Here is a 25,157-nt window from a genome sequence, read left to right as displayed (position 1 = left end):
CCGTTCGCCGAAGGTGAGTGCTGATGCACCCTTCGACCGCGAATGAGAACGACCGACTTCTTTTCTGGTCGCACGTGCGCGAGTTCGCCGTGCCGACACCGATGATCGAGTCAGCGACCGCCCGCCGCGAGACGGGCGACTGGGCCGGGGCCTGCGCCGCCGCCCGGGTCGACGTGGATCTGGACCTGCGAGCACTGGGCCGCGCCCGTGGCTCGCCGTTCGCCGCGCGCATCCGCGCTGATCTGCGACATCTGGCTCCGGACCTGCTCCGCTGGCACTTTCCGCGGACAGCGCCGAACGGCCTGCTCAGACCCGGGATCACGGTGTCCCTGGCGAGCTACCGGCCGGACAGCGGCGACCCGGTGCACCTCGTGGCGCGCACACCGCCCGCCTGGGCCGAGGGCGGTCAACGCATCAGCCTCGCGCTGTGGGAGCGGACGCGCGCCGGAGTCGGAGCGCACCCGCATCCGCACCCCGACCGGCGTTTCCGGCTCGACCTGCACCGTCACCTGTGGGACGCGCGCAGGACCGGCGAGCTGGCGGAGCGCTCCGGCGGCGAGCGGCGGTGGCCAGCTGAGGCAGAACTGTTGCTGCGCGCGGAGAACTGTGCGGAACGCGTTGTCGCGGTGCGGCTCGGCCCCCGGAGTCGCCTCGTGCTGAACCTGGACGCGCCAGGCGAAGCGCCCGAGAACAGATCGCGTCAGCTACCGGTGCTCCCGGACGCGGCGACCTGGGTTCCGCCCGACCTGGAGCTGCTTCGCGCGGGCATGATCGACGCCGATCGGCTGCACCCGCTCGTCGCTGCCGCGCTCGTCCCGGGTCACCGGCCATCCGGTGTTCCCCGGGAAAGCGTTGCGAGCCAACGCCTTGTCGACTGCCGCGGCTCCACGCACCGGATCGGCGTGGTGGACGGGGTGCTGACCCCGCTCGACCACGACGCCGACGAGATCCGCCGCGAGGAATTGCTCTCTGCCTTCGGTGGCCCTCCGCTGCCGTGCCTGCGAGTGATCGACGAGACGCATCGGCGCCCGGAAGGGCTCGTGGACATCCGCGTGCGGCTGGAGCACGGCGACACCGCTGGCGCACTTGCCGTGGTGGAAAGCCTGCTCGGGCCGGATGCGGTGCTGCGCAACGGTTCCCTGCGCGACGAGCTGGAGACCGCAGCGCGCCGCCAGGTGACGCACGGGCTGTACCGAGCCGGACTCAGCGGGCTCGGACCAGCTCCAAGGAACCGGGTCTCCCGCGTCCGCGCGCGCAAGCGCCACGCGTCATCGCGCTAACCCTCACCCCCTGCACTCCCTCGAACCCCAAGGTGATCAACCATGCCGCTACCCCTTCATGCCCGTCAGCTGGACGTCGCCGCCGACCTGCTCGCCCTGCTGGGCGACTCCACCACCGAGCCGCGACCCGACACGCAACTGGAAGCCTTGACCCTGGCCGTCTCCGCCGACCTCCCCGTGCTGCTCTGGGGCGAGCCGGGGATGGGCAAGACCGCCGCGCTCAACCAGCTCGCCGACGCACTCGAACTGCCGTTGACCACGGTGATCGCGAGCGTGCACGAGCCGTCGGACTTCGCCGGTCTGCCGGTGGTCGGTGACGATCCCGCCGAACAAGGCGTTCCGATGGCTCCGCCGGACTGGGCGGTGCGCCTGGTCCGGGCGGGCGAGGGGCTGCTGTTCCTCGATGAGCTGTCCACCGCGCCGCCAGCGGTCCAAGCCGCCTTGCTGCGCGTGGTGCTGGAGCGCCGGATCGGTGCCCTCACGCTCCCGCCGGGTGTGCGGATCGTCGCCGCGGCCAATCCGCGTTCCTCCGCCGCTGACGGTTGGGAGCTGAGTCCGCCGTTGGCCAACCGCTTCGTCCACTTGCAGTGGGCGCACGACCACGACGTGGTGGTGCGCGGGCTCGGCGGCATCTGGCCACGAGCCGTGCTGCCGAAGTTGGCGCAGGAACGGCTGCCCGACGCGGTGGCCTTCGCGCGGCGGGCGGTGTGCGAACTGCTCGCCGTGCGCCCCAATCTCGTGCACCAGCTCCCCAAGACCGAGGCTCGGCGAGGCGGTGCGTGGCCCTCACCGCGCAGCTGGGAGATGACGCTGCGGCTGATCGCATTCGCCACCGCCGCGGGAGCGTCCCGGGAGGTGCTGTCCACGCTGGTGCGGGGCACGGTCGGCGACGGGCCGGGCCTGGAGTTGTTGGCCAGCATGGATCGCATGGACCTGCCCGATCCCGAGGTGCTGCTCGCGGACCCGTCTGCGGCAGTGCTGCCCGAGCGCGGCGACCTGCGTCAGACGGTGCTCGACGGTGTGGTCGAGGCGGTGCGGAAGCGGCCGGAGCTGGCCCGGTGGAACGCGGCGTGGGCGTTGCTGGTGCGAGCTTTGGAAACCGGAGCCCCGGATCTGGTCGTGGTGCCCGCGTCCACGCTCGCCGCGCTGCGCCGCGACGACTGGCAGGTTCCGGCGGCGATCGAGCGGTTGGCCGGAGTCGTGTCGCTGTCGCAGCGCGCGGACCGGGCGGCGATCGCCGCGGGTGCCAGCCGATGACGCCGGGGGACCTGGACGAGGAGAAGCTGTTCGCCGCGCGGCTGCACGCCGTCCGGGCCCGGCCGTACCTGGCGACGGCCTTGTTCGCCTTGCACGTGGTGGAATCGCGGCACGTGCCGACGATGGCCGTCGACCGCCACTGGCGCTGCTACGTCTCACCGGCGTTCGTCGACAGCACGTCGCTGGAGGAACTGGCCGCGGTCTGGGTGCACGAGGTTTCCCACCTGCTGCGCGATCACCACGGGCGCGGTGATCGCTTCGCCGTCAAGCACGAGCTGAGCGGGCCGGGCGAGCGGCTGCGGATGAACATCGCCGCGGACTTCGAGATCAACGACGACATCTTCGACGAAGCCCTTCCACGACCCGAGGGCGCCGTCGTACCGAGCATGCTGTGGTTGAACGAGGGGGAGTTGATGGAGGACTACCTCCGCCAGTTCCGCCTCGGGCCCTACACCGACCAGTTCGCGTGGCTGGACTGCGGCAGCGGCGCGGACGGGCTGGAGCGCGAGTGGGACCTGGGAGCGGACGGCGCGCACGGGCTCACCGAGCAGGAGCGCGACGCCGTCCGATTCCGTGTGGCACAAGGCATCAAGGCGAGCCCGGGGGACGTGCCGAGGGGCTGGAAGCGCTGGGCGGAAGAGGCTTTCCACCCGCCGCAGCCGTGGCGCGAGCTGCTGGGAGCGGCTGTGCGCACGGCGGTCTCCGGTCCCGGGGTCGGCGAGGACTACACCTACGGCCGCCCCTCGCGCCGCTCCGCCGGGCTGCCCGGAGTCATCCTGCCGAGTCTGCGGCGCAAGCCCCCTCGCGTCCGCGTCATCGTCGACACCTCGGGCTCGGTCAGCGACTCCGAGCTGGGCAGTGCTCTCGTCGAGATCGCCGCGATCGTCCGAGCCGTTGGAGGGCGTCGCGACCTCGTCTCGGTGCTGTCCTGCGACGCTGCCGCCCACGTCACGCACCAGCTGTGTCGTGCCGAAGGAATCCCGTTGGTGGGCGGCGGTGGCACCGATCTGCGCACCGGCTTCGCCACGGCGCTGCGCACGAGCCCCCGCCCGGACGCCGTCGTGGTGCTGACCGACGGCCAAACCCCTTGGCCCGAAGCACAACCAGCCTGCCGGACGGTCGTGGGCCTGTTCCCGCGACCGCCTCGGGTGCGCGAGCACGACCCCGGCTACCAGCCCGACGCGCCGCCGTCGTGGGCCCGGGTGGTCACCATTGCAGGCGGTACAGGCTGAGCATGCTGCGCAGCGCGGGAATCCGGCCGAGCACGCGTGTGGCGAGCCGCCCGGCCAGCGTCGTCGACACGACGAACCCCTCCAGGTCGAAGGCGTTGAGCGAAGCGGCGCAGCGCAGGTTCGGGTGGATCGACTCCAGCTCCTGCTCACCGTCGACCGCCCAGTCCAGGTGCGCCTGGGCGATCTTGATCGCCTTGGCGCGCTTGGTGAGCTTGACGCCGGTCGAGCTGAGCGCGTCGAAGACCAGGTTCCCGCTGGGGAAGTGCTCCACCAGGCGCCGGAACAGGAGCCTGCCGTCGGCCGTGTCGAGGTACATGGTCAGCCCCTCGGCGATCACCAGTACCGGCCGGTCGGTCGGCACCTCGGCGAGCCAGTCCGGATCGGTGACCGAGGCGCCGATCACGGTGTAGTCGCCGAGCGGCTCCGGGACCAGGTTCTTCCTGAGCGCGACGATCTCGGGGTAGTCCACGTCGATCCAACGCACGTCCTGGCCGTGCTCGACGCGGTGGGCGCGGCTGTCCAACCCGCACGCGAGGTGCAGCACGGTGGCGACGGGGTGCGCGGCGAGGAAGTCGCGGGCCTGCTGGTCGATGTGCGCCGCCCTGATCGCGACGGCGCTCTCGTCACCCGGGCGCATCCCGACCTTGCTGAAGTCGACCTCGAAGTCCGGATCGGCTTCGAGCGCGCGCATCGTGGCGACCGCGAGCTGATCGTCGAGGACCGGCTTGTCCGCCAAGGCGTCCATCGCCCTGCCGTAGAGGGTGGGGAGCAGCGTTGCCTGCACTCCGGTCAGCTTCATGGGTCTCCATCACGATCGCCGGAGCGCGGAGCATACGCACAAATCCGCTGGCGGTTTTCGGTTTCCGACTGCGCCGCAACGCCGTCGCAAGTGGACGATTCCCACATCGCCCACTCGAAAATGCTTGGCGCACAATGACTTTGGCCCAACGTGAGAAGAATTCCCGTTGGTGTGCAAAGCTTTGGAGGGGTTCAAGTGCGTTCGATCGCCCTGAAAAATATTGACAAGAGGATAAGGTGCGGTGATGGAGTACTTCGTCGCCCCGGAACGCGCCGGGGACGCAGCGGCACTGCGGTATTCGCACGGCGTGCGGGTGAACGGGCTGGTGCTGTTCTCAGGGGTGACCGGCACGCGACCGGACGGCACCGTGGCCGCCGATCCCCGGTCCCAGTTCGAGGACGCGTTCGTCCACCTGGGGTTCTCCCTCCGCGAGGCCGGGCTCGACTTCGCCGACGTCGTCGAGATCACGACCTACCACGTCGGAGCGCGTGCGCACCTCGACTGCTTCCTGGAGGTCAAGGACCGGTTCCTGCGCGAGCCCTACCCTGCGTGGACGGCGATCGGCGTCAGCGAACTGCTCACCGAGGGCGCCCTGTTGGAGATCCGCGCCACCGCACGCGCCGCGCCCGAGTGACACCTCACGCCGTGCAGTCCTGGTCGCTGGAATCCGCGTGCCGATCGGGTCGGCGTGTGCCAGAGTCCGCGGCGTGAGCTTGCTGGACGTGCTTGTCGATTTCGCCAGGACCGGCCGGGTCGGCCCGCTGCGCTGCGGGATGTCGTTGGCGGAGGCCGAAGATCTCCTCGGCCCCGGCCGCCCGCACCCGGCGATCGTCATGAAGGGGCCCGACATCAACGGCTACCCCTACTCGTGGTCCGCCTTGGACCTGTCGGTCACCCGGCGGACGGTCAGCAGCATCCGGATCAACCTCTGGCCGGGCTCCACGGCGACGCTCCCGCCCCTCGTGCTGCCCGATGCCGTGCCGTTCGATGCGACCGTGCTCCGCGAGGACATGCTCGCGGCCCTGGACGACGCGGGCTGCGCGCACGAGGTCGACGAGAACCTCACCTTCGGCAACCAGTCCGGCACCCTCGCCCAGCCCGCCGGGGTGGGGATGATCTTCTGCCTCCCGGCTTCGAACACCGACGTCGCCGACCGCGACCGCCACTACCTCGTCTCGATTCACAAGCACGCGAGCTGACCTCGCTCACTCGTCGTCCAGGTTGTGCAGCATGCGGTTCAGCACACGCAGGCACGCGGTGACCTCGGCGTCGGTCAGGTCGGCGCCCGCGCGGCGCAGCGCGGCGTGCTCGCGGGCGATGACGGCATCGATGACCGTGGTGCCCCGCTCGGTCAGCCTGATCAGCGAGGATCGCTTGTGCGCGGGGTTGGGCACCGTCTCGACCAGGTGCTCCGCAGCGGCGTCGTTCACCATCCGCTGGACGAACTGCCTGCTCAGCGCCTGGGCTCGGCCCATGTCGGGCACGGTCATCGGCCCGTGTTGGCGGAGCAGGTGCAGCACCGCCCGCATGCCGACGGACAGGCCCTCGATCGGCGCGTCTCGTTCCACCCGGCGCAGCGCCAACCGGTAGAGCGGGCCCACGACGTCGAACACCTCGGTCAGCCGGGGAGCTAGGTCTTCCGCTTCGGTCACCTCCCCATCATGACACCTGGGTTGCCATGTCTGCGCCCACTATGACACCTTGGTTGTCATGAGCGAGGAGTTGTCGTGGTTCGAGGACGGGCGCCTGGCTTATCTCGATGTCGGGGCGGGGGAGCCGATCGTGCTGTTGCACGGCGGTTTCCTGGACCACCGCCTGTGGCGGTCGCAGATTTCCGCCTTCGCTGAGGGCTACCGAGTGATCGCTCTCGATTCGCGCGGTCACGGCGCCTCGGCCAACGCGACGCGGCCGTTCCGGCACACCGACGATGTCGCCGCGCTGCTGCGCCACCTCGGCCTCGGCCCGGCCGTGCTGGTCGGTGTGTCGATGGGCGGCGGGATCGCGGTCGACACCGCTTTGGAGCATCCCGAACTGGTGCGCGCGCTCGTGGTCTGCGGTGCCGGCACGAGCCAGCCGAGGTTCACCGACCCGTGGGCCCTGGAGGTCTTCGGCCGGTGGCAGTCCGCGCTGGCCGCCGGTGACGCCGAGGCCTGGCTCGCCGCCTTCGAGGAGTTCGGCGTAGGACCGCACCGCGCCCCCGAGGACGTCGACGAGGCCGTCATGCTGCTGACGCGTCAGATGGCGCGCGGCACGATCGCCAAGCACACCAAGGGCGAGCCCGACTGGCAGGTGCCCGTCCCCGACACGTGGGCTCGCCTGCCGTCGATCACCGTTCCCGTGCTCGCCATCAACGGCGACCTCGACGCGCCCGACCACATCGCCATGGCCGAGGAGTTGGCGCGCACCGTGCGCAACGGCCGTGTCGCCACCATCTCCGGCGCGGCGCACTACCCCAACTTGGAGAAACCCGCTTCCTTCAACGAGATCCTCGCCTCCTTCTTGGGCTCGCTCTGACTAGCCTCTGAGTCGTGGGTCGACTCTGATGTTGCGCAGGGGTTTCTGTTCCGGGTCCACCCGCGGCGGCGGGATGAAGTCCGGCCGCCCGTCCTCGGCGAAGACGATCTTCCAGTCTTCTTCGTGGATCACGTGGTGGTGGTGCGAGCACAGCAAGGTCATGTTCCCGAGGTCGGTAGGCCCTTGGTGCTTAGTCCAGTGCAAGACGTGGTGGGCTTCCGTCCACGCCGGTGGCCGATCACATCCGGGGAAGGCGCATCCTTTGTCCCGCAACGCCAGCGCCCGCCGCAGTGGGAGTGGCGCTGTGCGGACGGAGCGGCCGTAGTCGAGGGGGATGCTTTCGCCGTTGAGGACGACGGGGATGAGTTCGGCGTCGCAGGAGAGCTGCCGCAACAGTGACGCGGTCGCTTCACCGTCCCAGTCGGTGTAGCCGGTCCGGACCTTCTCTTCCAGCCAGTCCAGGCGCATGGTGACGACCATCTGCGGCCGCACCCCGCCACTCATCGGCAGGTCCTTGGTGGACATGGCGATCGTGATGAGTTCGCACAAGCCGTCGGCGTAGCGCTGCTCGGGTGTGCGCGGGTCCTTCTCCCCACCCACCGGACGAGGCTTGGACACCGCGTGCAACGCCTCTTCGACCATCGCGCCTTCCAGCGGTGGGAGGCAGCCGTTGAACACGAGCCAGCCGTGCTGGTTCTTGGTCATCTTCCACGACCGAGCCTTCACACCCTCCTGCTCATCCTTGAAGGCACCGTCCTGATCAAAATGCGACCGCAACCGCTTACCCGCGTAGGTCAACTCCTGCGGAGTGAGAGCGGGGGCGTAGGTCAACAGGGTCTTCTCGGCCAGCTCCGCTTCGGCGGCGGGGATGTTCTGGATGACATCGGAAATGATCAACGCATGCTCACCACTCAACACACCCGCATACACCGCATCCCGAGTTTGGGGCACGCCGGGCAACTCGGCCACCAGGCGAGAGCGTCGCTTCGCTTCCGCCGGGGAAATCCTCAACCGCGACCGCAACAGGGTCGCGATGTTCCGACACCCCAGCGAGGTGTGCAGACCACGATCCTCCGCGTGCGTCGCCGCGTCAGTCTTCACAGCGGTCACAAGGTTGGAGAGAGTTTCCAAGCCGTCCAGGAACGCGAGATGCTCTTCCTCGGAAAGCCGATAGACGTCTTGTGCTTCGAGATGATCTATCAATGTTGACTGGAGTTCTTGGATATCCAACATGATCACACCTCCTCATCTGTTGGATACCTCAATTTTAGCAAGCCCTGCGAGGGCGTCAAATCCGTTGCAGCGAAACAACAACGCGACTTTCAGCCGCGAGCGAAACCGGTCGGCTTTACCTGGGGTGCGCGTGCCATACGCTTGTCCGCGTGGGCCGGGATTCATCCCGTGCCCGCCCGGCCAATGAGGGCACGCGCAAGGGGCCCCAGGTCAAGCCGACCCCACGCTGGTACCGGTGCGGGCTGGAAGCCCAGCCGTACCCGACCAGGAAGTCCAGCCGTACCCCGCTGGAATCCCAGCCAGTGCAAGCCGGAAGCCCAGCCGTACCCGACCAGGAAGCCCAGCCGTCCCCGACCAACGCCCAAGCTCACAGATCGCGATGCCCCAGCTCCGCGATGATCCGCGCGCTCCGCGCCTCCAGCGCCTCCGCCTGACCCGGATCGATGCGCGCCAGCAACCGCAGCCCCATCACGCGAAACCGCAACAACCCGGCATCCCCGGCGTGGTCAACCGCTGCCCGCGCGTGCCCGAGCGCGCGCTCATCCGAGCCCAGTTTCCACCAGCAGTACGCCAATCCGTGCTCCCGCCGGAACAGCGCGAACGCGGCGGAACTGCTCGCGTTGATGGACTCGTAGAGCCGCACGGCGCTCGCCAGGTCCTCAGCGCGGTAAGCGCGCTGATCCGCCCACCGCGCCTGATAGCAGTCTCGCTCATCGCCGAGCGGCAGCGCTTCGATGTGCTTGTGCGCCAACGCGAGCGCCGATTCAACGTCGCTCGTCCGCAGGCGCGCGTCGAGCAACGCCGCCTCGACCTGGGCGGCGGGATCTGCGGTGTCGCGGGCGCGGTCGAGCCGGGAGCGGGCACCGGCGAGGTCGTTCCTGCGCAGGGCCACACCGGCGAGGCCGACGCCGATCCAGCACGCCGACGGGGACTCGGAGATCGGCGGGCGGTCCCACAACAGCAGCTGCGCCTCGCACAGCGACAGCGGCATGTCGGCGAAACGCCCGTGGTACTGGCCCATCCACCGCGCGGTGTCCTCCAGCGGGCGCGGTACGCCGAAGTGGTGGAGCAGCCAGTCCCCGTACTGCCCGCCGGGCGCGTTGCCCCGGGTCCGGAGTCGGCGCAGTCCGCGCTCGATGGTCCCCGGATCGACCGGGAGGCCCGCGTCGGGACCGGCGCGCTGGACGAGCAGGCGGGTCAGCGCGGTCCAGCCGCCGTGCTCCTCGACGAGGTGTTCGAGGTAGCGCTGCCACGTGCAGCCCAAGGGGGAGTCGGTCATGTCCGGAATCGTGTCCTGTCGGGCTCGGAGCGCTGAACCCTACCGTGAGCGGCATGAGAATCGCATTCATCGGTGATGTGCACGGCCGCGTGCTGCACACCCTGGGAGCATTGGCAGCACTGCAAAACAGTCGTGGCGTCCGGCTCGACGCCGCGATCCAGGTCGGCGATCTCGGCGCCTACCCGACCTGGGAGCGGATGGATCGGCCGAGCAAGCGCTTCGCCGAGGAGAACCCGGCGGAGAACGACTTCTTCCGCCTGCTCGACCCGTCGCCGCGGCTGGCCGACGCGGTGCGGAGCGCCCTCGCGCTGCTGCCGCCGGTGCACTTCGTCAGCGGCAACCACGAGGACTTCGAGTGGCTGGCCGGACTGCACGAGGCCGCGGGCGAGCGCGTTGTGCCCGTCGATCCGCTGGGCGCGTTCCACCACGTCGAGTGCGGGCACCAGATCACCGTTGCGGAACAACGGATCGCCTTCCTCGGCAAGATCGAGGAGCCCGGGCACATGGATCTCGACGAGGACGCCCGCGCGAGCCTGCTCGCCGCCGAGCCGGGCAGCGTCGACGTCCTCGTCACCCACGACGGCCCGTTCGGCATGTGCCGCAACTGGCGCGGCGAGCTTGAGGGATCGCCGAAGTTGGCCGAGCTCATCGAGCACCTGCAACCCCGCGTGCACGTCAGCGGCCACTACCACCACGAGAACGGGCCGCGCCACTACGGCCGCACGGACTCCTACGCACTCGCGGAACTGGTCTACCCCAAGACGAATCGGCGGCGGCCCGAGCGCGCCAACCCCGAACAGCGGGTGGCGGAGGGCAGCATCGGCCTGCTGGACACCGAAACGGGCACGTTCGAGTACGTCCACGACGCCTGGCTCGCCGACGTGTGCGGCGACGACCTTGACCTCAGCCGTTTCCTCATGCCGTGAAGCCCGAGGCGGGGCGGCTACTTCTTGAGCCGGGCGACGGCGGCTTCGGCGATCTCGCGGATCGGCTTCTTGGCGCTGCGGGAGTCGATGGTCAGCACACCGGACTCCGGGCCGGCCGCGATCGAGATCAGGTCGCCGAAGAGGCTCGCGCGGTAGCCGGAGACGGGCTCGGTCCCGTTCTTGTCGCCGATCCAGTCGTTGAGCCGGGCGGTGTCGAAGGAGACGAGCAGCAGGCGGGAGCCGCCGACGGAGGAGATGGACTTCCACACGCAGTTGCTGAACGACTTGTCCCGCCCGGTGTTGTTGGACTCGGCCGACACGCTGCCCACGCCGTACTCGAAGATCTGTGCGGGCGTGAACACCTCGCAGACCTTCGAGCCGTCGAGGACGAGGTACTTGTCCTCGACGGCTGAGGAGCAGGCGGCCACCGTCACCAGGACGGCGGACACGACACCGCCGCGCAACCAAGATCGAGCCACGACCGAAGCCTACCTACTTCTCGCCGAGGGACTCCTGGTAGACCTCGGCGTGGGTGCGCGAGTCCTTCATCAGGCCGTCGCAGAACGCGGCGACGTCGGGGCCGATGAGCTCCATGACTCCCTTGCCCGAGGCCACGCCCTCCTCGAAGAAGTCGACGATCCCGGACAGCAGCGAGCCGTCGAGCAGGTCGACGGGGCCGACCTTGAAGACGTAGCGCTGCATCTCCTTGTAGACGATCTGGTAGTCCGGCGGCAGCGCCTTGACCCGCGCGACGTGCGCGCGCCACTGCTTCTTGCCCTCGATGATGTCTCGGATTCCCACGTCAGCCTCCCAGCCTGCCGAGCTTCCTGGCGACATTGCCGTTCAACTGCTCGCGCCACCGGTCGCGGTAGGTCCGAGCGCCCTCGCCTCCGGCCAGCGCGGCGCAGAACCCCTTGACGTCCTCGCCGAGCACGTCGCGGACGCTCTGCCCGTCGGCCGCCGTTTCTTCGAGCAGCCCCAGGGCGCCGTCGGCGATCGGCGTGAGGTTCCGGCCGCTGAAGTTCCCGTAGGAGAACAGGTTCGCCTTGATCTCCTCCCACGCCGCGCGGAAATCGGGCGGCAGCGCGGCGGCCCGGGCTTCGAAGGCCTTCCACTCCCTGGTGAGATCGTTGCCGGTGACGGTGTCCCAGAAGGTCATCGCCCACCCTCCCTGAGCTTGTCGATGCGCGATGTGACGTACTCCCACTTCGCCCAGAACCTCGCCAGTTCCTGGCGTCCGGAGTCGTTGAGCGAGAAGAACTTGCGCGGCGGGCCCTGGCCGGACGGTCGTTTCGTCACGTGCACGAGGCCGTTCTTCTCCAGTCGCACGAGGATCGTGTAGACCGTGCCCTCGACCACGTCGGCGAAGCCGAGTTCGTTGAGCCGCCGGGTGATGGCGTACCCGTAGGTCTCCTCCGCGCCGATGATCTGGAGCACGCAGCCCTCCAGCGTTCCCTTGAGCATTTCCGTCAGGTCCTCCACCGGGCCTCCTCTCGGTACTCCGTGGCACTGAGTACCGGTACAAAGTAGCACTGAGTACCGGGAACGACAACGCCCCCGCCTGCGCACCGGCGGGGGCGTTGTCAGTGCAGCGTCAGCGGATGCCGCCGAAGGCCAGGTACTTCAGCTCCACGAACTCGTCGATGCCGTGGTGCGAGCCCTCGCGGCCGATACCGGACTGCTTGACCCCGCCGAACGGCGCGATCTCCACCGACAGCATCGCCGAGTTGATCCCGACCATGCCGGTCTCCAGCTGCTCGGCCACCCGCCAGACACGCCCGACGTCGCGCGTGTAGAAGTAGCCGCCCAGCCCGTACTCGGTGTCGTTGGCCAGCTGGATCGCCTCGGCCTCCGCGCCGAACCGGAACAGCGCCGCGACCGGGCCGAAGGTCTCCTCGCTCGCCAGCCGCATGTCGGTGGTCGCCTCGCCCAGCACGGTCGGCGCGTAGAAGGTGCCGCCGAGGTGCTCGCCGCCGGTGAGCAGCTTCGCGCCGTTGTCGAGCGCGTCGGCGACGTGCGCCTGCACCTTGTCGAGCGCGCGCTCGTTGATCAGCGGCCCGACCTGCACGCCGTCCACCATGCCGTCGCCCACGGTCAGCGCGGCGACGCGGCTGGTGAAGCGCTCGGTGAACTCGTCGTAGATCCCGTCCTGGACGAGGAACCTGTTGGTGCACACGCAGGTCTGCCCCGAGTGCCGGTACTTCGACAGCACCGCGCCTTCCACCGCCGCGTCGAGGTCGGCGTCGTCGAACACGATGAACGGCGCGTTTCCGCCCAGCTCCAACGAAAGCTTCTTCACCGTGGGAGCGCACTGCGCGGACAGCAGCCTGCCCACGTCGGTGGAGCCGGTGAAGGACAGCGCGCGAACAGCCGGGCTCGCGCACAGCTCGGCGCCGATGGCCTGCGGCTGGCCGGTCACGATGTTGAGCACTCCTGCGGGCATCCCGGCCTGCTCGGCCAAGGCGGCCAGCGCCAGCGCGGACAGCGGCGTCAGCTCCGCGGGCTTCATCACCACCGCGCACCCGGCCGCGATCGCCGGAGCCGCCTTGCGCGTGATCATCGCGGCCGGGAAGTTCCACGGCGTGATGCACGCGGCGACGCCGATCGGTTGGCGCAGAACGACAATTCGCGTGTCCGCGCTCGCGGAGGGGATCGTCTCCCCGCGAATCCGGCGCGCCTCCTCGCCGTAGAAGCGGAGGAAGGACGCGGCGTAGCCGATCTCGCCGCGCGCCTCCGCGACGGGCTTGCCCTGCTCCAAGGTCAGCAGCCGGGCGAGCGCGTCCTGGTGCTCCAGCACCAGATCCCGCCACCTGAACAGCACTTCGGCGCGCTCGCCCGCCGTGCGCGCGGCCCACAGTCGCTGCGCGCGCTCAGCCGCCTCGATCGCCGCCGAGGTCTCGCGCGCGCCCATGTCGGGCACGCGGGCGAGGACGTCCCCGGTCGCGGGGTTGGTGACCTCGAACTCGGCGCCGTCGTCGGCGGCCGTCCAGACGCCGTCGACGAGGCCGCGGTCGCGCAGGAGCTCGGCCGGCACCCAGTCCTCCAAGGGGTTCGACATCGTCGCTCTCTTCCGTTCTGCTTCTCGTGCGCTCACGCGTCGGGGGAGTTGACGTCGACCCCGCGTTCGACGAGGACTTCCTCCGCCGCGCGGAAGGCTTCCATCGCGGCGGGCACCCCGCAGTAGATGCTCGCCTGCAACAGCACCTCCTGGATCTCCACCGGGGTCACGCCGTTGTTGAGCGCGCCCCTGAGGTGCAGCTTCAGCTCGGGGGTGCGGTTGAGCGCGGTGAGCATGCCCAGGTTGAGCAGGCTCCGCGCGCGGCGGTCGAGTCCGGGCCGCGACCACACCGTGCCCCAGCAGTACTCGCCGACGAGCTCCTGCATCGGGCGAGCGAACTCGCTGGTCTGGGCGAGCGTGCGGTCGACGAACTCGGCGCCGAGCACGGCCCTGCGGATCTCGGTGCCGTCGTGCAGCAGCGTGCGGTCGGTCATCGGGGGTCCTTCCCTCGTGGATTGTCAGACGATCGTACAGAACGTATTGTACGACAATCATACGAGTGCGGTCGCGATCGACGACGGCCGCGAGGAGGAGGACACCCACGATGCCCACCGTTGGACGTGCGAGAACGCCGTTGTTCGCGCTCGTGGCAGTCACCGCCGCCCTCGCCGGATGCGGCCAGGCGAGCGCGCCCCAGGCGGGCGGAGCGGCCGAGATCCGGGTGGCCTACGTGCCGGTCGCGACCTACCTGCCCGCCCTCGTCGCCGAGGACGCCGGGATCTTCGCCCGCAACCGGCTGGAGGTGACGCTGACACCGACGCAGAACCTCTCGGCGACGCCGGGAACCCTGGGCAGGCAGTTCGACATCGCCTCGGCAACCCCAACCGACCTGATCAAGGCGGTCGGCCAGGGCATCGGGATCGCCGCCGTCGCGACCAGCTCGGTCGAGACGCCGGAGGTCGCGACGGCGCAGGTCGTGGTGGCCAAGGAGTCGCCGATCCGCTCGGTGCGCGACCTCGCGGGCAAGCGCGTCGGCGCTCCGACGATCGGCGCCGCCTTCCACAACTCGCTGCTGAACTGGATCTCCGAGGAGGGCGGCGACCCGGCGTCGATCACCGGCGTGGAGATGCCGTTCTCGACCATGCCCGACCAGCTCAAGGCCGGGCGCGTGGACGCCGTCGAGGCGATCCAGCCGGTGCTGGGCACGATGCTGGCGCAGGGCGCGCGCTCGATCGGCAGCCCGTTCCTGTCGGTCGGGGAGTCCCCGGTTCTGGTGACGCTGTGGACGGCGCAGCGCGCGTGGGCCGAGTCCAACGCCGGCACCGTGCAGCGCTGGCGGCGCTCGCTGGCCGAGGCGGAACAGCTGATCAAGGACGACCCGAAGACGGCGCGGGCGATCCTGCGCAAGTACACCCAGCTCTCCGCCGAACTCGCCGACACCGTGCAGCTCCCGGTCTACGGCGGGGGCATGGCGGCCGCTGAGCTGAGGACCCGGCTCGAACCGTGGCAGGAGGCGCTGCGGCGCTCCGGTCAGTTCAACGGCACCGTCCCCGCGGACAAGCTCGTCACCCAGGCGGGCTCATGAAGACGGCCGGATACACCTGCCGCGACCTCGGGGTCAGCTTCCCCGGGGCCGCAGGCGAACGGTCCATTTTGGACGGTGTCAGCCTGGACATCGCGCAGGGCGAGATCATCGTGATCGTCGGTCGTTCCGGCACGGGCAAGACGACGTTGTTGCGCGCGCTCGGCGGACTCGTGCTGCCGACCACGGGCACCTTGCAGCTCGGCGGGCGCGACATCGACGGGCCGCCGACCGAGGTGGTCATGGTCTTCCAGGACTACGCGCACGCGCTGCTCCCGTGGCGGACCGTGCGGCGCAACGTCGCGCTCGGCCTTGAGGGCGACAAGAAGCTCACGCCGGCTGAGCGCGAGGAGCTGGTGGACTCCGCGCTGGAGGTCGTCGGGCTGAGCGCGCGCGCCGAGGACCGGCCCTGGCAGCTCTCCGGCGGCATGCAGCAACGGGTGCAGATCGCCAGGGCGCTCGCGTTGCGGCCGCGCGTGCTGCTCATGGACGAGCCGTTCGGCGCGCTCGACGCGATGACGAAGGCATCCCTGCAGGACGAACTCCTTGCCGTGCAAGGACGAACGTCGGCCACGATCGTGTTCATCACGCACGACATCGATGAGGCGATCTACCTCGCCGACCGCGTGATGGTGATCGACGGGGCGCCGGGGCGGATCACCCACGACATCGCGGTGGACCTGCCCCGGCCGCGCGATCAGCTGAGGACGAAGGAGCTTCCGCGCTACCTGGCGCTGCGGCGGCAGGTCCACGAGGCGGTCACGGGAGGGCCGGATGACTAGCCTCCGACGACGGCTGAACCTCAGTGGTCTGCTGACCGTCGTCGTGCTTCTCCTGCTGTGGCAAGGGATCGTGGTCGCTGGAGTCATCGAGCTCCAGTACCTGCCCGCGCCGACGGAGATCGCTACGGCCGCGGTGTCGCTGCTGCGCGACGGCCAGCTCCTGGACGCGACCGCGCACACGCTTTCCGCCGCCGTGCTCGGTTGGGTGCTCGCGCTGGTGGTCGGAGGCGCGCTCGGCGTGGTGCTCGGCACGTGGCGCCCTGCCCGCGCGCTCTTCGCGCCCACCGTGGACGTCCTGCGGACGCTGCCGGTGGTCGCGCTCGTGCCGATCGCGGTGCTGCTGCTGGGGTTCTCCACCACCATGGAGATCACCGTCGCCGCGTGGGCCGCCGCGTGGCCGATCGTGGTCAACACGATGGGCGGGGTCGCCGCGGTCCACCCGCGGCTGCGCGAGGTCGCCGCCACGCTGCACTTCACCCCGGCCCGGCGGATCTGGTCGATCATGCTGCCCGCGGCGGCCCCGCTGGTCCTGGTCGGCGCGCGGCTCGGGCTGAGCATCTCGCTCATCGTCACGGTCATCGCCGAGATGATCGGCAACCCGAAGGGGCTCGGCTACGAGCTCGTCCAGATGCAGCAGGCACTGCGGCCCGACGCGATGTTCGCCGCGATGCTCGTGATCGGAGCGCTCGGCGTGCTGCTGAACACAGCGCTGCTCCTGCTGTCCGCGCGCGTCGGTGTCAGGGGGCGGTCATGAGGAGACTGATCGGAGTGCTGCCGCTGGCGGCGCTGCTGGTGATCTGGCAGCTGGTGGGTTCGGCCGACTCGCCCTACCTGCCGCCGCCGTCGACGTGGTGGACGGCCGTGCAGGGGCTGCACGCCCAGGGTTCTCTGCTGCCCGCTGTCGTGGTGACGATCGAGACCTTCGCCATGGCCTTGGCGGCGGCGCTCGTGCTCGGTTCCGTGGTGGGCCTGGCGATCGGGTCCTCTCCGCGCGTCCGCCGAGCGGCTGGACCGCTGCTGGAGTTCTGCCGTGCGATGCCACCGCCCGCCGTCGTGCCCGTCGCGGTGCTGCTGATCGGGTTCGGGCAGACCGTGGCGGTGGTGGTGGTCGTGTTCACCGCGATGTGGCCGATCGTGCTCAACACCGCTGAGGCCGTGCAGTCCCTGCACCCCGTGCTGCTGGAGTCCAACCGTTCCCTGCACCTGCCCGTGGGTGTGCGGCTGCGCAAGGTCTACGCGCCCGCCGTGTTGCCCGGAATCCTGCTCGGCGTGCGCGTCGCGGCTCCCGTGTGCGTGATCGTCACGTTGCTGGTGGAAATGCTCACGGCGGCGGACGGCATCGGGATGTTGCTGTTGCAGGCTCAGCGGAACTTCGTGTCAGCGCAGGCGTTCGCGCTGCTGGCGGTGGTCGGCGTCTTCGGCTTCCTGGTCAACGCCGGTGTGGTGCTCGTCGAGCGCCGCGTGCTGCGCGCGTGGCCGCCCCGGGGAGACAGCTTGTAGTATTGTCATACAAAAGGGCGGTCGGAAGAATGGGGACACGGGCGTGGATGACTTGTCGGTCCAGGTGAATCGCGTGGCGGCACCGGTGCGGGACCAGGTGCTCGACCAGTTGCGGCAGGCGATCGTCCAGACGCGGCTGCGTCCCGGGCAGCGCTTGGTGGAGCGGGAGCTGATCGAGCAGACCGGTGTCTCGCGCACGACCATCCGCGAGGTGCTGCGCCAGCTGGCGGCCGAAGGGCTGGTCACCACGGTGCCGCACAAGGGAACCGTGGTCACGTCCGTGAGCCCCAAGCAGGCGGCGGAGCTGTACGAGGTCCGCGCCGTGCTGGAGGGCATGGCCGGGCGGCTGTTCGCCCAGCGGGCGACGGAGAAGCAGCTGCGCGAGCTCCGCCGGGCCTTCGAGGAGATCGAGAAGTGCGCCACGGCCGTCAAGCCGAGGCAGACCATGCTCGCCGCGAAGACGCGCTTCTACGGCGCGCTCTTCGACGGCGCGGCCAACGACGTGGCCCAGGAGGTCATCGAGGGCCTTCAGGCTCGGGTGACCTCGCTGAGGTCGCTGTCGCTGGCGCAGGAGGGGCGCACCGCGACAGCGGTGGAGGAACTGCGCGAGATCGTCGAGGCGGCGGAGGCCCGCGACGCGGACCGCACGGCCGCCGCCTGCGTGCACCACGTCAACCAGGCCGCGGCCACAGTGGTCGCTGCCATGGCGGACTGATCACCGGATTGTTCCTGTTCTCCTTCCGGTGAGTTTGCAGTCAATACCTACCTGGGGAGAAGTTTGTGCGAAACGAACGCGGTTTATCTCGTCGAAGAATGCTGGGAACCGCAGGGATCGGCGCCGCCGCGGCGATCTCCGTCGGAAGTGCCGTGGGTCATTCGGCGCCCGCCAGAAAGCCGGGATTCGTTCCTGTTCCTGAGCGGGCGAAAGCTCCACCGATTCCCGCGAAGGGTTATCTGCTCGACCACTTCGGCGGCGGGATGTACGGCGTCAGGAACGCCTCGTTCCAGTCGGCTTTCCTTGTCACCAGCAGGGGAGTGGTCGTCGTCGACGCGCCTCCCGCGCTCGGTGAGAAACTGCTCCACGCCATCGCTGAGGTCACTTCCCGGCCGGTGACGCACGTTGTGTACAGCCACGCGCACGCAGATCACATCGGTGCCGCGAACCTGTTCCCCGGCAAGGTGCAGTACGTCGCGCACGAGCTGACCGGCGACCTGCTCCGCCGCGCAGGGGACCCCAAGCGCCCGGTGCCGACGAGGACGTTCTCCGGGAACCACCACGTGCTCAACGTCGGTGGTCAGCGGCTGGTCCTGGACTACCACGGCAACATCCACGTCGCGGGCAACCTCTTCGTCCACGCCCCGGAGCACCGCGTCCTCATGCTCGTGGACGTCCTGATCCCGCGCTGGGCGCCGTTCTTCCGGCTGGCCCTCTCGCCCAACGTCCCCAATTACCTGGACACCGTCGACGTAGTGCGGCGTTATGAATTCACGACGCTGGTCACCGGTCACTTCGGACATTACGGTACGCGGGAGAGCGTTGACGAACACGCGGAGTTCCTGCGGGATTTGCGCTCCGCGAGCGCGGAAGCACTCCGGGTGACCGACTTCGCCGAAGCGGTCCGAGGTGTCGACCCGGCGAACACCCAGGCCCAGATCAAGACCTACACCGACACGATGGTCGGCAGGACCGTCGAACTGATGGGCGACAAATGGCTCACCAGGATCGGCGGAGCGGACGTATTCCTGCCTGATCACGCGAGCACCATGCTCACCAGTCTGATGATCGACTAGAACGACTTCCCTTTCTTCTTCGTTGCAGGAGTTGATTTACCGTGCCTTACGCAGATGTGACCGGCGGGCGTTTGTTCTACCAGGAGAACGGCGAGGGTGAGCCGCTGGTCCTCATTCCCGGACTGGGGTTGGACCACAGCTACTACGACCTGGGCGTGCCGAAGCTGTCCGCCGCGCTGCGCACCATCTCCGTCGACCTGCGCGGGGTCGGCAGGTCCACCAAGCACGAGGACGCGGACTACTCGGTGGAGTCGTGGGCCGACGACATCGCCGAGCTGATCGCCGCGCTCGGCCTCGACGACGCGCACGTGCTCGGCACCTCGCTCGGCGGCTCGATCGCGCTCTCGCTGGCCGTGCGGCACCCCGAGCGCGTGCGCTCGCTGACCGCCGTCGGCGCCTTCTCCGAGCTGAACCAGTCCGTCGAGCTGAACTACGCGCTGCGCAAGCGGCTCATCGCCAAGATCGGCATGGGCGAGGAGATGGCCGACTTCATCGCGCTGTGGATCATGACGCCGCAGTTCCTGGAGTCCGAGCAGGGCGGCGCGGTCGCGGCGAACATCCGTGCGGGCGTGCAGAACAACTCGCCGTCGGTGTACACGGCGTTCCTGGACGCGATCCTGCGGCTGGGCAGGCGCACGCCGGGGGCGCCCGCGCCCGCGCTGACCGAGTCGCTGTCCGCGATCACCGCGCCGACCCTGGTGGCCTGCGCCGACAACGACCACTTCATCCCGGCGGAGCTGAGCCGGATCATCCACAAGAGCATCCCGCACTCGCGCTACACCGAGATCCCCGGCGGCGGGCACATCCCTTTCATCGAGGCGCCCGACCTGATCACCGACGCCGTGGTCGACTTCATCCGCTCGCTCGACCCGGACGGCGCGCGGTGACCACCCTGACCCACGAGGTGACGGGCACGGGGCAGCCCGTGGTGCTGCTGCACCCCGTCGGGCTGGACCACACGTGGTTCGCCCCGCACGCGGCCGTGCTCGCCGAGCACTACCAGGTGATCGCGGTAGATCTGCCGACGCGCGTCGACCTCGCTCGTGCGGCTGACGCCGTCGCGGCCGTGCTGGGCCAGTACACCGACGAGCCCGCGCACGTCATCGGCGTCTCGATGGGCGGCATGGTCGCCCAGTACCTCGCGCTGTGCCATGGCCACCGGATCGCATCGCTGATCCTGTGCAGCACGGCGGGCGACTTCGATCCTCAGGCCCGCCCCGTGCTGCGCGAGCGTGGGAGAGGCGCGCTGCGCGACGGCATGACTTCGGTCGTCGAGCCGACGTTGGCCCGCTGGTTCTCCGCTGAGGCAAAGGATTCCGAGCTCGGCAGGCGCTGCTCGGAGCGGCTGCTCGCCAACGATCCCGTCGACTGGGCGGCGATGTGGGACGCGATCTCGCGGCTGGACACCTTGCGGCACTTGCACAATCTCGCCGTGCCCGCGCTCGTGGTTACCGGCTCCCTCGACACCGCGACGCCACCGGCCGCCGCTGCCGCGCTGGCCCGCGCGCTTCCCTCCGCCGTGCTGGAGATCGTTCCCGGGGCGCACCACCTCGGGATCTTCGAGGAGCCCCAACCATTTCTCGACGCCTTCGCCCGCTTCCTCCGCGCGCGGACACCCGTTTCCCGAAAGGACTCTGACACATGAAGAAGCGCGTACTCGGCGAGCTGCGGGTCTCGGAGATCGGCATCGGCTGCATGGGCATGTCCGCCCTGTACGGCGCCACCGACGAGGGCGAGGCGCTGGCCACGATCCGCCGCTCGCTCGACCTCGGCTGCACCTTCGTCGACACCGCGGCCATGTACGGTCGCGGTGCCAACGAATCCCTTGTCGGCAAGGGCATCGCGGGCCGCCGCGACGAGGTCGTGCTGGCCACCAAGTTCGGCATCCGCTTCGCGCCCACCGCCGAGGACCCGGCCAACCGCGTGCTCGACGCCTCGCCGGCCAACGTCGCCTGGTCGGTCGACGAATCGCTCAGCCGGCTCGGCACCGACCACATCGACCTCTACTACCTGCACCGCGTCGACCCCAAGGTGCCCATCGAGGACACCGTCGGCGCCATGGCCGAGCTCGTGCATGCCGGCAAGGTGCGCTACCTCGGCCTCAGCGAGGCATCCGCGGACACCCTCCGCCGCGCGCACGCCGTGCACCCCATCGCCGCGCTCCAAGCCGAGTACTCCCTCTGGACCCGCGAGGCCGACGCCGACGTGCTGCCCACTTGCCGCGCGCTCGGCATCGGTTTCGTCCCGTGCTCCCCGCTCGGCCGCGGTTTCCTCGCGGGCCGGTTCACCTCGCCCGAGGAGCTCGACAAGGACGACTTCCGCCGCCACATCCCGCGCTTCCAGGGCGAGGCCCTCGCCCAGAACCTCAAGCTCGTGGAGAAGGTCAAGGAGCTGGCCGCCGAGAAGAACTGCACGCCCGGCCAGTTCGCCCTCGCATGGGTGCTCGCGCAGGGCTCCGACATCGTGCCCATCCCCGGCATGGAACGCCGCACCTACCTGGAGGAGAACCTGGGCGCCGCCGAGCTTTCCCTGACCCCGCAAGACCTTTCACGCGTCGCGGCCGAACTGCCCGAGGTCGCCGGAGACCGCTACGACGGCCAGGGCATGACCACCCTCAACCGCTGAACCCCGGCGCTCGCCCCCGAACGCCCCGCGGGGGCGAGCGCCGTACTGCCAAAGAAGTCCACCCTGCCGGTGAACGGTGTTCGGGCTCGATCGGCCGCATCCTGGTCTGAGCAGGCCGTCGTATGGGGGAGGACTTCGTGGAGAACGACATCCGAGCCGTGTTGGCTGGGACGGTCGAGCGCGACACCGGAGTCGCCAGCGCCCACCGCGACTCCGTTGAGCAGATGCAGGCCCAGCTCAGCTCCGCCTGGGCCGGGTCCCTGCGCGATGAAGCCACCACCGCGCTCGCCTGCACCCACACCGCGATCGAGAAGATCACCAGCGGGATTCACCGCTTGCACCACTGCTCCTCGCTGTTGCGCGGTGCGGCGGTGGAGTACTAGCCGTGGGGTATCTGGCCGAGGTCTGCGACCGGCTCTGTTCAGCCCGCGACGCCAGTCCCGCCGCCGCACTGCGCGCGCTCGCCCACCGCATCCTCGACGAACACCGACCTGCGCTGGCGGTTGTTTCGGTCGGCAGCGAGAACTTCGCGCTGCACGACGCTCAGCAGGGCTTGGAGTCCGCCGCCCAGGAACTCCTGGACGCCGCCGACGCGCTCGACCACGTCACCGAGAAGATCAACGCCTACATCGGCGACGTCTTCCCCGCACTCACGGCGCCCCCGATCCCCACCTCTCCCGAGGACTGGCAACCGGCCGAGCGCAGCGTCAGCGTCCCGCACCCAGCCCGTCGCTACTCAGCTGACGGCCCCGGGCAGGGCGTGGACCTCGCGCTCACCCGGGAATGGTCCGCAGCCGTCGCCTCCGCGCTCCCGGAACGGACCTCACCACGCACAACAGGCGTGTGCGTGCTGGGCGACGGTTCGCACGTGCGGATCACCAGCTGCCGCGACGAGGACGCCGCCCAAGCCGAACTGCTCCTGCTCAACTCGCCGCACTTCCCTCCACCACGTGTGCCGGACGGCGGCTTCGCCGTCGCCGACCACGTCGAAACCAAGATCGCCCACCGGATGCGGCGCCTCGGGATCACCCACGCGGTGGTCGTGCTGAACAATCGGGTCTGCGGTGGGATCTACTCCTGCACCGACGCCGTGCGCGCGATCCTGCCCCTGGGCTACACGCTGGTCGTCTGGCAACCAGGCTCAGACCGCCCATTGGAACTGAAAGGACGAGCGCAACCATGACCAGCCGGGACGAGCTGATCCTGACCGCGATCATCGACAACACCTTCCACTACGCCCGCACCCCGGACGAGGTGGCCGAGATCAACCGGCTCGTGGTCGACGTCGCACACCCCGGCTGGGCCAGCCTGCTCTACCTCTGGGACCGGCCCTGCCGCAGCGTCGCCCACCACCACGTCGAGGACAACGTGTACCCCGAGCACCAGATGCGCGTCTACACCGACCCCGCCGCGGGATGGGGCGCGATCAACTTCCTCGACGAGACCTCCAGCTGGGACACCCACAACGCGGAACCGCCCGCCGACCTCGAACTGTGGTTCGACCCCGCAGGCGGCAGCCTGTTCCCCGCCACCGCCGCCGTCCCTCTCGACGCCGTGCGCGTCGCGGTCGCCGAGTTCACCGCCACTGGCCAGCGCCCGAAGTCCATCCACTGGCAGCCAGGACGGCTGCAGTAGGACCGAAGCGCGCTCACGTGGTGAGCAAGGTGGCCAGCGCGGGGCCGATCGCGAAGCCGAGCAGGTAGCAGGAGTTGAACAGGCCGAGCGCGGTGTTGCGGTGGTGCTCCGGAACCGTGGCGGCGGCGCGCATTCCGAGGATGCCCTGGCCTGAGGCGGCGGTGATGGAACCGGCGAAGACGCCGAGCAGGACCAGCAACGCCGATCCCGTGCTCAACACCAGCGCGAGCGCGCCGCCGGCCAGCAGCAGCACGGTCATCGGGCCCGAGCCGATCCGGGCGGAGGCCGCGACGACGAGCCAGGACAGCGCGCCGCCGAGCAGCAGCGGCCACAGCAGCGCGCTGCCGATCGACGCCGTGCTCCACCCGGCGCGGGCGGTGATGAGCGCGGGCGCGGCGTAGATGAGGCCGAAGTTGATCACCGCGAACACCGTGGCGAGCGCCGAGGCGAGCAGGAAGCGGGGGCGGCGCACGACCTCGGCGGGAACGAGACCGGACGGCTGAACGCGGACCCGCCAGAGCAGCGCGAGCAGGCCCAGCACCACGGCGAGACCGCCCCACAGCGGCTGGTGCGGGAGGAGCACGACGGCGCCCACGAGCACAGCCAGCACCGCAGCGCCCAGAACGTCGAACGCGGTGTCCGCACCCCTCGCGCGGGCACTCCGCAGGACGACCGGCACCGCCAGCAAGCTGAGCAACGGCAACGCGAACGCCGCCTGCCACGACACGGCCGAGCCGATCAGCGAGCCGACGACGGGCCCGGTGGCGCCGACCACGGCGAGGCCGGAGGTGATCACGCCCATCTGCGCGGGCGTCGTGGCCAGGTCCATCGCGACGACGAGCATCGCGGCCGAGCCCAACGCCTGCACGGCGCTCGCGGTTGCCAGGGCGGCAAGTGAAGGCACGGTCAGCAGCACGACGGACCCGGCCACGATGAAGCCCGAGGCGAGCAGCACCGTCGAGCGCTGCCCACGGGCGGCGAGCACGGCCGCGGCCAGGGGAGTGCCGACGGTGATGCCCCACCCGAACATCGTCACGATCCACGTCGCGGCGGCCACGGACACGCCGAGCTGGCCCGCAGCGACGGGCAGCAACAAGGTCGGCGCGGCCATGCCGAAGGACATCGGCCCGGCCAGCAGGCCCAGCCAGCCCGTGCGGATCACGACGCGACCTCGGCCCGGCGCTGGAGCAGGCCGCGCAGGTCCACGACGAGGTCGCGCAGCCGCCCGGCGGTCGCGGCGTCGGCCATCCGCCCCGCGTCGTCGACGAGCGAGTCGGCGCGCGGCACGCACACCTTGGTCTCCAGCACGTCAGCGCCCGCGGCGGAGAGCACCTTGCGCAGCGCCTGCTGGGACCAGTCGGCCCCGTAGTCGCTGGGGCTGACACCGATCACCGCGACGGGCTTGCCGGTCAGCACGCTCTCGCCGTAGGGGCGCGAAGCCCAGTCGAGCGCGTTCTTGAGCTGGCCGGGGATGCCAGCGTTGTACTCCGGGGTGGCGATCACCAGGCCGTCCGCCGCCGCGATGACCTCGACCATCGCGGTGACGGCCGGAGCGGGGTCCGCCTCGTGGTCCTCGTTGAACGGCGGCACCACGGCTAGGTCGGGCCACAGGGTCAGTGCCGCGTCGGCGGGGGCGACCTCGCTCGCGGCGCGCAGAACGGCGGTGCTGAACGCGGCGGCGCGGAGGCTGCCGGAGATGCCTACCAGGGAGAAGCTCACGGTCC

Annotated in this window: 31 protein-coding genes; 19 read left to right on the top strand and 12 right to left on the bottom strand. The window is 69.9% G+C overall.

The genetic code is table 11. The features are described from left to right. Positions 1 to 23 precede the first annotated feature (23 nt). From CCN37_RS16455 to CCN37_RS16445, 3 genes are read left to right on the top strand one after another with little or no spacing between them, the layout of a single operon-like run. Entirely contained in the window at positions 24 to 1,280 is a 1,257-nt protein-coding gene (locus CCN37_RS16455; RefSeq protein WP_086821666.1) for a hypothetical protein, read from the top strand. 42 nt (positions 1,281 to 1,322) lie between these two features. Beyond that, a complete protein-coding gene (locus CCN37_RS16450; protein ID WP_086821646.1) occupies positions 1,323 to 2,537 on the top strand; it encodes a MoxR family ATPase in 1,215 nt (404 codons plus the stop codon). Next, positions 2,534 to 3,769, top strand: a complete 1,236-nt coding sequence (locus CCN37_RS16445) for a VWA-like domain-containing protein (protein WP_086821645.1) — start codon at positions 2,534 to 2,536, stop codon at positions 3,767 to 3,769. The genes CCN37_RS16450 and CCN37_RS16445 overlap by 4 nt, the downstream gene beginning before the upstream one ends. On the opposite strand, the gene CCN37_RS16440 is transcribed toward CCN37_RS16445, so the two are convergent. Continuing rightward, on the bottom strand, positions 3,744 to 4,568 hold the full coding sequence (locus CCN37_RS16440) for a class I SAM-dependent methyltransferase (RefSeq protein ID WP_086821644.1): 825 nt from the start codon (positions 4,566 to 4,568) through the stop codon (positions 3,744 to 3,746). The genes CCN37_RS16445 and CCN37_RS16440 overlap by 26 nt on opposite strands. Positions 4,569 to 4,812: 244 nt before the next feature. Between CCN37_RS16440 and CCN37_RS16435 the strand changes: the two genes are divergently transcribed. After that, entirely contained in the window at positions 4,813 to 5,202 is a 390-nt protein-coding gene (locus tag CCN37_RS16435) for a RidA family protein (RefSeq protein ID WP_086821643.1), read from the top strand. A 73-nt stretch (positions 5,203 to 5,275) separates the two neighbouring features. Continuing rightward, positions 5,276 to 5,767, top strand: a complete 492-nt coding sequence (locus CCN37_RS16430; RefSeq protein WP_086821642.1) for a hypothetical protein — start codon at positions 5,276 to 5,278, stop codon at positions 5,765 to 5,767. A 6-nt stretch (positions 5,768 to 5,773) separates the two neighbouring features. On the opposite strand, the gene CCN37_RS16425 is transcribed toward CCN37_RS16430, so the two are convergent. Beyond that, entirely contained in the window at positions 5,774 to 6,220 is a 447-nt protein-coding gene (locus CCN37_RS16425; protein WP_086821641.1) for a MarR family winged helix-turn-helix transcriptional regulator, read from the bottom strand. Positions 6,221 to 6,278: 58 nt separating this feature from the next. On the opposite strand from CCN37_RS16425, the gene CCN37_RS16420 reads away from it, so the two are divergent. Next, positions 6,279 to 7,082, top strand: coding sequence for an alpha/beta fold hydrolase (locus CCN37_RS16420; protein WP_086821640.1), 804 nt, complete (start codon positions 6,279 to 6,281; stop codon positions 7,080 to 7,082). On the opposite strand, the gene CCN37_RS16415 is transcribed toward CCN37_RS16420, so the two are convergent. Together CCN37_RS16415 and CCN37_RS16410 are read right to left on the bottom strand one after the other, a co-directional pair. After that, positions 7,083 to 8,315 (bottom strand): HNH endonuclease signature motif containing protein, encoded by a 1,233-nt coding sequence (locus tag CCN37_RS16415; RefSeq protein ID WP_143261635.1) that lies wholly within the window; start codon positions 8,313 to 8,315, stop codon positions 7,083 to 7,085. It abuts the gene before it with no gap. Positions 8,316 to 8,682: 367 nt separating this feature from the next. Further along, positions 8,683 to 9,594 (bottom strand): hypothetical protein, encoded by a 912-nt coding sequence (locus CCN37_RS16410; protein WP_086821638.1) that lies wholly within the window; start codon positions 9,592 to 9,594, stop codon positions 8,683 to 8,685. A 53-nt stretch (positions 9,595 to 9,647) separates the two neighbouring features. On the opposite strand from CCN37_RS16410, the gene CCN37_RS16405 reads away from it, so the two are divergent. Next, positions 9,648 to 10,520 carry a metallophosphoesterase gene (locus tag CCN37_RS16405; RefSeq protein WP_143261634.1) on the top strand — a complete coding sequence of 291 codons (873 nt, stop codon included), beginning with the start codon at positions 9,648 to 9,650 and terminating at the stop codon, positions 10,518 to 10,520. Between the two features lie 17 nt (positions 10,521 to 10,537). On the opposite strand, the gene CCN37_RS16400 is transcribed toward CCN37_RS16405, so the two are convergent. From CCN37_RS16400 to CCN37_RS16375, 6 genes are all read right to left on the bottom strand, one after another. Further along, positions 10,538 to 10,999, bottom strand: a complete 462-nt coding sequence (locus CCN37_RS16400; RefSeq protein ID WP_143261633.1) for a hypothetical protein — start codon at positions 10,997 to 10,999, stop codon at positions 10,538 to 10,540. A gap of 13 nt (positions 11,000 to 11,012) precedes the next feature. After that, positions 11,013 to 11,321 (bottom strand): DUF1048 domain-containing protein, encoded by a 309-nt coding sequence (locus CCN37_RS16395; RefSeq protein WP_086821635.1) that lies wholly within the window; start codon positions 11,319 to 11,321, stop codon positions 11,013 to 11,015. Position 11,322: 1 nt separating this feature from the next. Continuing rightward, a complete protein-coding gene (locus tag CCN37_RS16390) occupies positions 11,323 to 11,679 on the bottom strand; it encodes a DUF1048 domain-containing protein (RefSeq protein ID WP_086821634.1) in 357 nt (118 codons plus the stop codon). Then, positions 11,676 to 12,002, bottom strand: a complete 327-nt coding sequence (locus CCN37_RS16385; RefSeq protein WP_086821633.1) for a PadR family transcriptional regulator — start codon at positions 12,000 to 12,002, stop codon at positions 11,676 to 11,678. Before CCN37_RS16385 ends, CCN37_RS16390 begins: the two co-directional genes overlap by 4 nt. A 112-nt stretch (positions 12,003 to 12,114) precedes the next feature. Beyond that, a complete protein-coding gene (locus CCN37_RS16380; protein ID WP_086821632.1) occupies positions 12,115 to 13,578 on the bottom strand; it encodes an NAD-dependent succinate-semialdehyde dehydrogenase in 1,464 nt (487 codons plus the stop codon). Between the two features lie 32 nt (positions 13,579 to 13,610). Further along, a complete protein-coding gene (locus CCN37_RS16375) occupies positions 13,611 to 14,012 on the bottom strand; it encodes a carboxymuconolactone decarboxylase family protein (RefSeq protein ID WP_086821631.1) in 402 nt (133 codons plus the stop codon). Between the two features lie 110 nt (positions 14,013 to 14,122). Here CCN37_RS16375 and CCN37_RS16370 point away from each other — a divergent pair, with 110 nt between their 5' ends. From CCN37_RS16370 to CCN37_RS16315, 12 genes are all read left to right on the top strand, one after another. Continuing rightward, positions 14,123 to 15,103: an ABC transporter substrate-binding protein gene (locus tag CCN37_RS16370; RefSeq protein ID WP_086821630.1), complete on the top strand. Its 981-nt coding sequence runs from the start codon at positions 14,123 to 14,125 to the stop codon at positions 15,101 to 15,103. Then, positions 15,100 to 15,882 (top strand): ABC transporter ATP-binding protein, encoded by a 783-nt coding sequence (locus tag CCN37_RS16365; RefSeq protein WP_086821629.1) that lies wholly within the window; start codon positions 15,100 to 15,102, stop codon positions 15,880 to 15,882. Before CCN37_RS16370 ends, CCN37_RS16365 begins: the two co-directional genes overlap by 4 nt. After that, positions 15,875 to 16,636, top strand: a complete 762-nt coding sequence (locus tag CCN37_RS16360) for an ABC transporter permease (RefSeq protein ID WP_086821628.1) — start codon at positions 15,875 to 15,877, stop codon at positions 16,634 to 16,636. The genes CCN37_RS16365 and CCN37_RS16360 overlap by 8 nt, the downstream gene beginning before the upstream one ends. Further along, positions 16,633 to 17,382 carry an ABC transporter permease gene (locus tag CCN37_RS16355; protein WP_086821627.1) on the top strand — a complete coding sequence of 250 codons (750 nt, stop codon included), beginning with the start codon at positions 16,633 to 16,635 and terminating at the stop codon, positions 17,380 to 17,382. The genes CCN37_RS16360 and CCN37_RS16355 overlap by 4 nt, the downstream gene beginning before the upstream one ends. A 73-nt stretch (positions 17,383 to 17,455) precedes the next feature. Further along, the gene (locus CCN37_RS16350) at positions 17,456 to 18,097 is read left to right on the top strand and encodes a GntR family transcriptional regulator (RefSeq protein WP_168200693.1); all 642 of its coding nucleotides are present in this window, start codon (positions 17,456 to 17,458) and stop codon (positions 18,095 to 18,097) included. A gap of 98 nt (positions 18,098 to 18,195) precedes the next feature. Continuing rightward, the gene (locus CCN37_RS16345) at positions 18,196 to 19,173 is read left to right on the top strand and encodes an MBL fold metallo-hydrolase (RefSeq protein WP_086821625.1); all 978 of its coding nucleotides are present in this window, start codon (positions 18,196 to 18,198) and stop codon (positions 19,171 to 19,173) included. A 41-nt stretch (positions 19,174 to 19,214) separates the two neighbouring features. Continuing rightward, on the top strand, positions 19,215 to 20,060 hold the full coding sequence (locus tag CCN37_RS16340) for an alpha/beta fold hydrolase (RefSeq protein WP_086821624.1): 846 nt from the start codon (positions 19,215 to 19,217) through the stop codon (positions 20,058 to 20,060). Beyond that, a complete protein-coding gene (locus CCN37_RS16335) occupies positions 20,057 to 20,818 on the top strand; it encodes an alpha/beta fold hydrolase (RefSeq protein WP_086821623.1) in 762 nt (253 codons plus the stop codon). Before CCN37_RS16340 ends, CCN37_RS16335 begins: the two co-directional genes overlap by 4 nt. Then, positions 20,815 to 21,798: an aldo/keto reductase gene (locus CCN37_RS16330; protein WP_086821622.1), complete on the top strand. Its 984-nt coding sequence runs from the start codon at positions 20,815 to 20,817 to the stop codon at positions 21,796 to 21,798. The genes CCN37_RS16335 and CCN37_RS16330 overlap by 4 nt, the downstream gene beginning before the upstream one ends. A 137-nt stretch (positions 21,799 to 21,935) precedes the next feature. Then, the gene (locus CCN37_RS16325) at positions 21,936 to 22,181 is read left to right on the top strand and encodes a hypothetical protein (protein WP_143261632.1); all 246 of its coding nucleotides are present in this window, start codon (positions 21,936 to 21,938) and stop codon (positions 22,179 to 22,181) included. A gap of 2 nt (positions 22,182 to 22,183) precedes the next feature. After that, positions 22,184 to 22,981 (top strand): DddA-like double-stranded DNA deaminase toxin, encoded by a 798-nt coding sequence (locus CCN37_RS16320; RefSeq protein ID WP_210408057.1) that lies wholly within the window; start codon positions 22,184 to 22,186, stop codon positions 22,979 to 22,981. Next, positions 22,978 to 23,433, top strand: coding sequence for an Imm1 family immunity protein (locus CCN37_RS16315; RefSeq protein ID WP_086821620.1), 456 nt, complete (start codon positions 22,978 to 22,980; stop codon positions 23,431 to 23,433). The genes CCN37_RS16320 and CCN37_RS16315 overlap by 4 nt, the downstream gene beginning before the upstream one ends. Before the next feature lie 13 nt (positions 23,434 to 23,446). Here CCN37_RS16315 and CCN37_RS16310 read toward each other — a convergent pair whose 3' ends face one another. Beyond that, positions 23,447 to 24,595 carry an MFS transporter gene (locus CCN37_RS16310; RefSeq protein WP_246843085.1) on the bottom strand — a complete coding sequence of 383 codons (1,149 nt, stop codon included), beginning with the start codon at positions 24,593 to 24,595 and terminating at the stop codon, positions 23,447 to 23,449. Beyond that, complete coding sequence (locus tag CCN37_RS16305; protein WP_086821619.1) at positions 24,592 to 25,152, bottom strand: NADPH-dependent FMN reductase; 561 nt, start codon at positions 25,150 to 25,152, stop codon at positions 24,592 to 24,594. The genes CCN37_RS16310 and CCN37_RS16305 overlap by 4 nt, the downstream gene beginning before the upstream one ends. Positions 25,153 to 25,157 lie beyond the last annotated feature (5 nt).

Source organism: Allokutzneria sp. NRRL B-24872 (assembly GCF_002155965.1).
Taxonomy (GTDB): Bacteria; Actinomycetota; Actinomycetes; order Mycobacteriales; family Pseudonocardiaceae; genus Allokutzneria.
Note: the sequence above shows the minus strand (reverse complement) of the source record. Positions and strands in the feature narration are given on the sequence as shown.

Excerpts from the sequence above, each read along its gene's own strand:
- CCN37_RS16455 (WP_086821666.1), top strand. The coding sequence starts at position 24 with ATGCACCCTTCGACCGCGAATGAGAACGACCGACTTCTTTTCTGGTCG.
- CCN37_RS16450 (WP_086821646.1), top strand. The coding sequence starts at position 1,323 with ATGCCGCTACCCCTTCATGCCCGTCAGCTGGACGTCGCCGCCGACCTG.
- CCN37_RS16445 (WP_086821645.1), top strand. The coding sequence starts at position 2,534 with ATGACGCCGGGGGACCTGGACGAGGAGAAGCTGTTCGCCGCGCGGCTG.
- CCN37_RS16440 (WP_086821644.1), bottom strand. The coding sequence starts at position 4,568 with ATGAAGCTGACCGGAGTGCAGGCAACGCTGCTCCCCACCCTCTACGGC.
- CCN37_RS16435 (WP_086821643.1), top strand. The coding sequence starts at position 4,813 with ATGGAGTACTTCGTCGCCCCGGAACGCGCCGGGGACGCAGCGGCACTG.
- CCN37_RS16420 (WP_086821640.1), top strand. The coding sequence starts at position 6,279 with ATGAGCGAGGAGTTGTCGTGGTTCGAGGACGGGCGCCTGGCTTATCTC.
- CCN37_RS16415 (WP_143261635.1), bottom strand. The coding sequence starts at position 8,315 with ATGTTGGATATCCAAGAACTCCAGTCAACATTGATAGATCATCTCGAA.
- CCN37_RS16410 (WP_086821638.1), bottom strand. The coding sequence starts at position 9,594 with ATGACCGACTCCCCCTTGGGCTGCACGTGGCAGCGCTACCTCGAACAC.
- CCN37_RS16405 (WP_143261634.1), top strand. The coding sequence starts at position 9,648 with ATGAGAATCGCATTCATCGGTGATGTGCACGGCCGCGTGCTGCACACC.
- CCN37_RS16390 (WP_086821634.1), bottom strand. The coding sequence starts at position 11,679 with ATGACCTTCTGGGACACCGTCACCGGCAACGATCTCACCAGGGAGTGG.
- CCN37_RS16380 (WP_086821632.1), bottom strand. The coding sequence starts at position 13,578 with ATGTCGAACCCCTTGGAGGACTGGGTGCCGGCCGAGCTCCTGCGCGAC.
- CCN37_RS16375 (WP_086821631.1), bottom strand. The coding sequence starts at position 14,012 with ATGACCGACCGCACGCTGCTGCACGACGGCACCGAGATCCGCAGGGCC.
- CCN37_RS16370 (WP_086821630.1), top strand. The coding sequence starts at position 14,123 with ATGCCCACCGTTGGACGTGCGAGAACGCCGTTGTTCGCGCTCGTGGCA.
- CCN37_RS16365 (WP_086821629.1), top strand. The coding sequence starts at position 15,100 with ATGAAGACGGCCGGATACACCTGCCGCGACCTCGGGGTCAGCTTCCCC.
- CCN37_RS16360 (WP_086821628.1), top strand. The coding sequence starts at position 15,875 with ATGACTAGCCTCCGACGACGGCTGAACCTCAGTGGTCTGCTGACCGTC.
- CCN37_RS16355 (WP_086821627.1), top strand. The coding sequence starts at position 16,633 with ATGAGGAGACTGATCGGAGTGCTGCCGCTGGCGGCGCTGCTGGTGATC.
- CCN37_RS16345 (WP_086821625.1), top strand. The coding sequence starts at position 18,196 with ATGCTGGGAACCGCAGGGATCGGCGCCGCCGCGGCGATCTCCGTCGGA.
- CCN37_RS16330 (WP_086821622.1), top strand. The coding sequence starts at position 20,815 with ATGAAGAAGCGCGTACTCGGCGAGCTGCGGGTCTCGGAGATCGGCATC.
- CCN37_RS16315 (WP_086821620.1), top strand. The coding sequence starts at position 22,978 with ATGACCAGCCGGGACGAGCTGATCCTGACCGCGATCATCGACAACACC.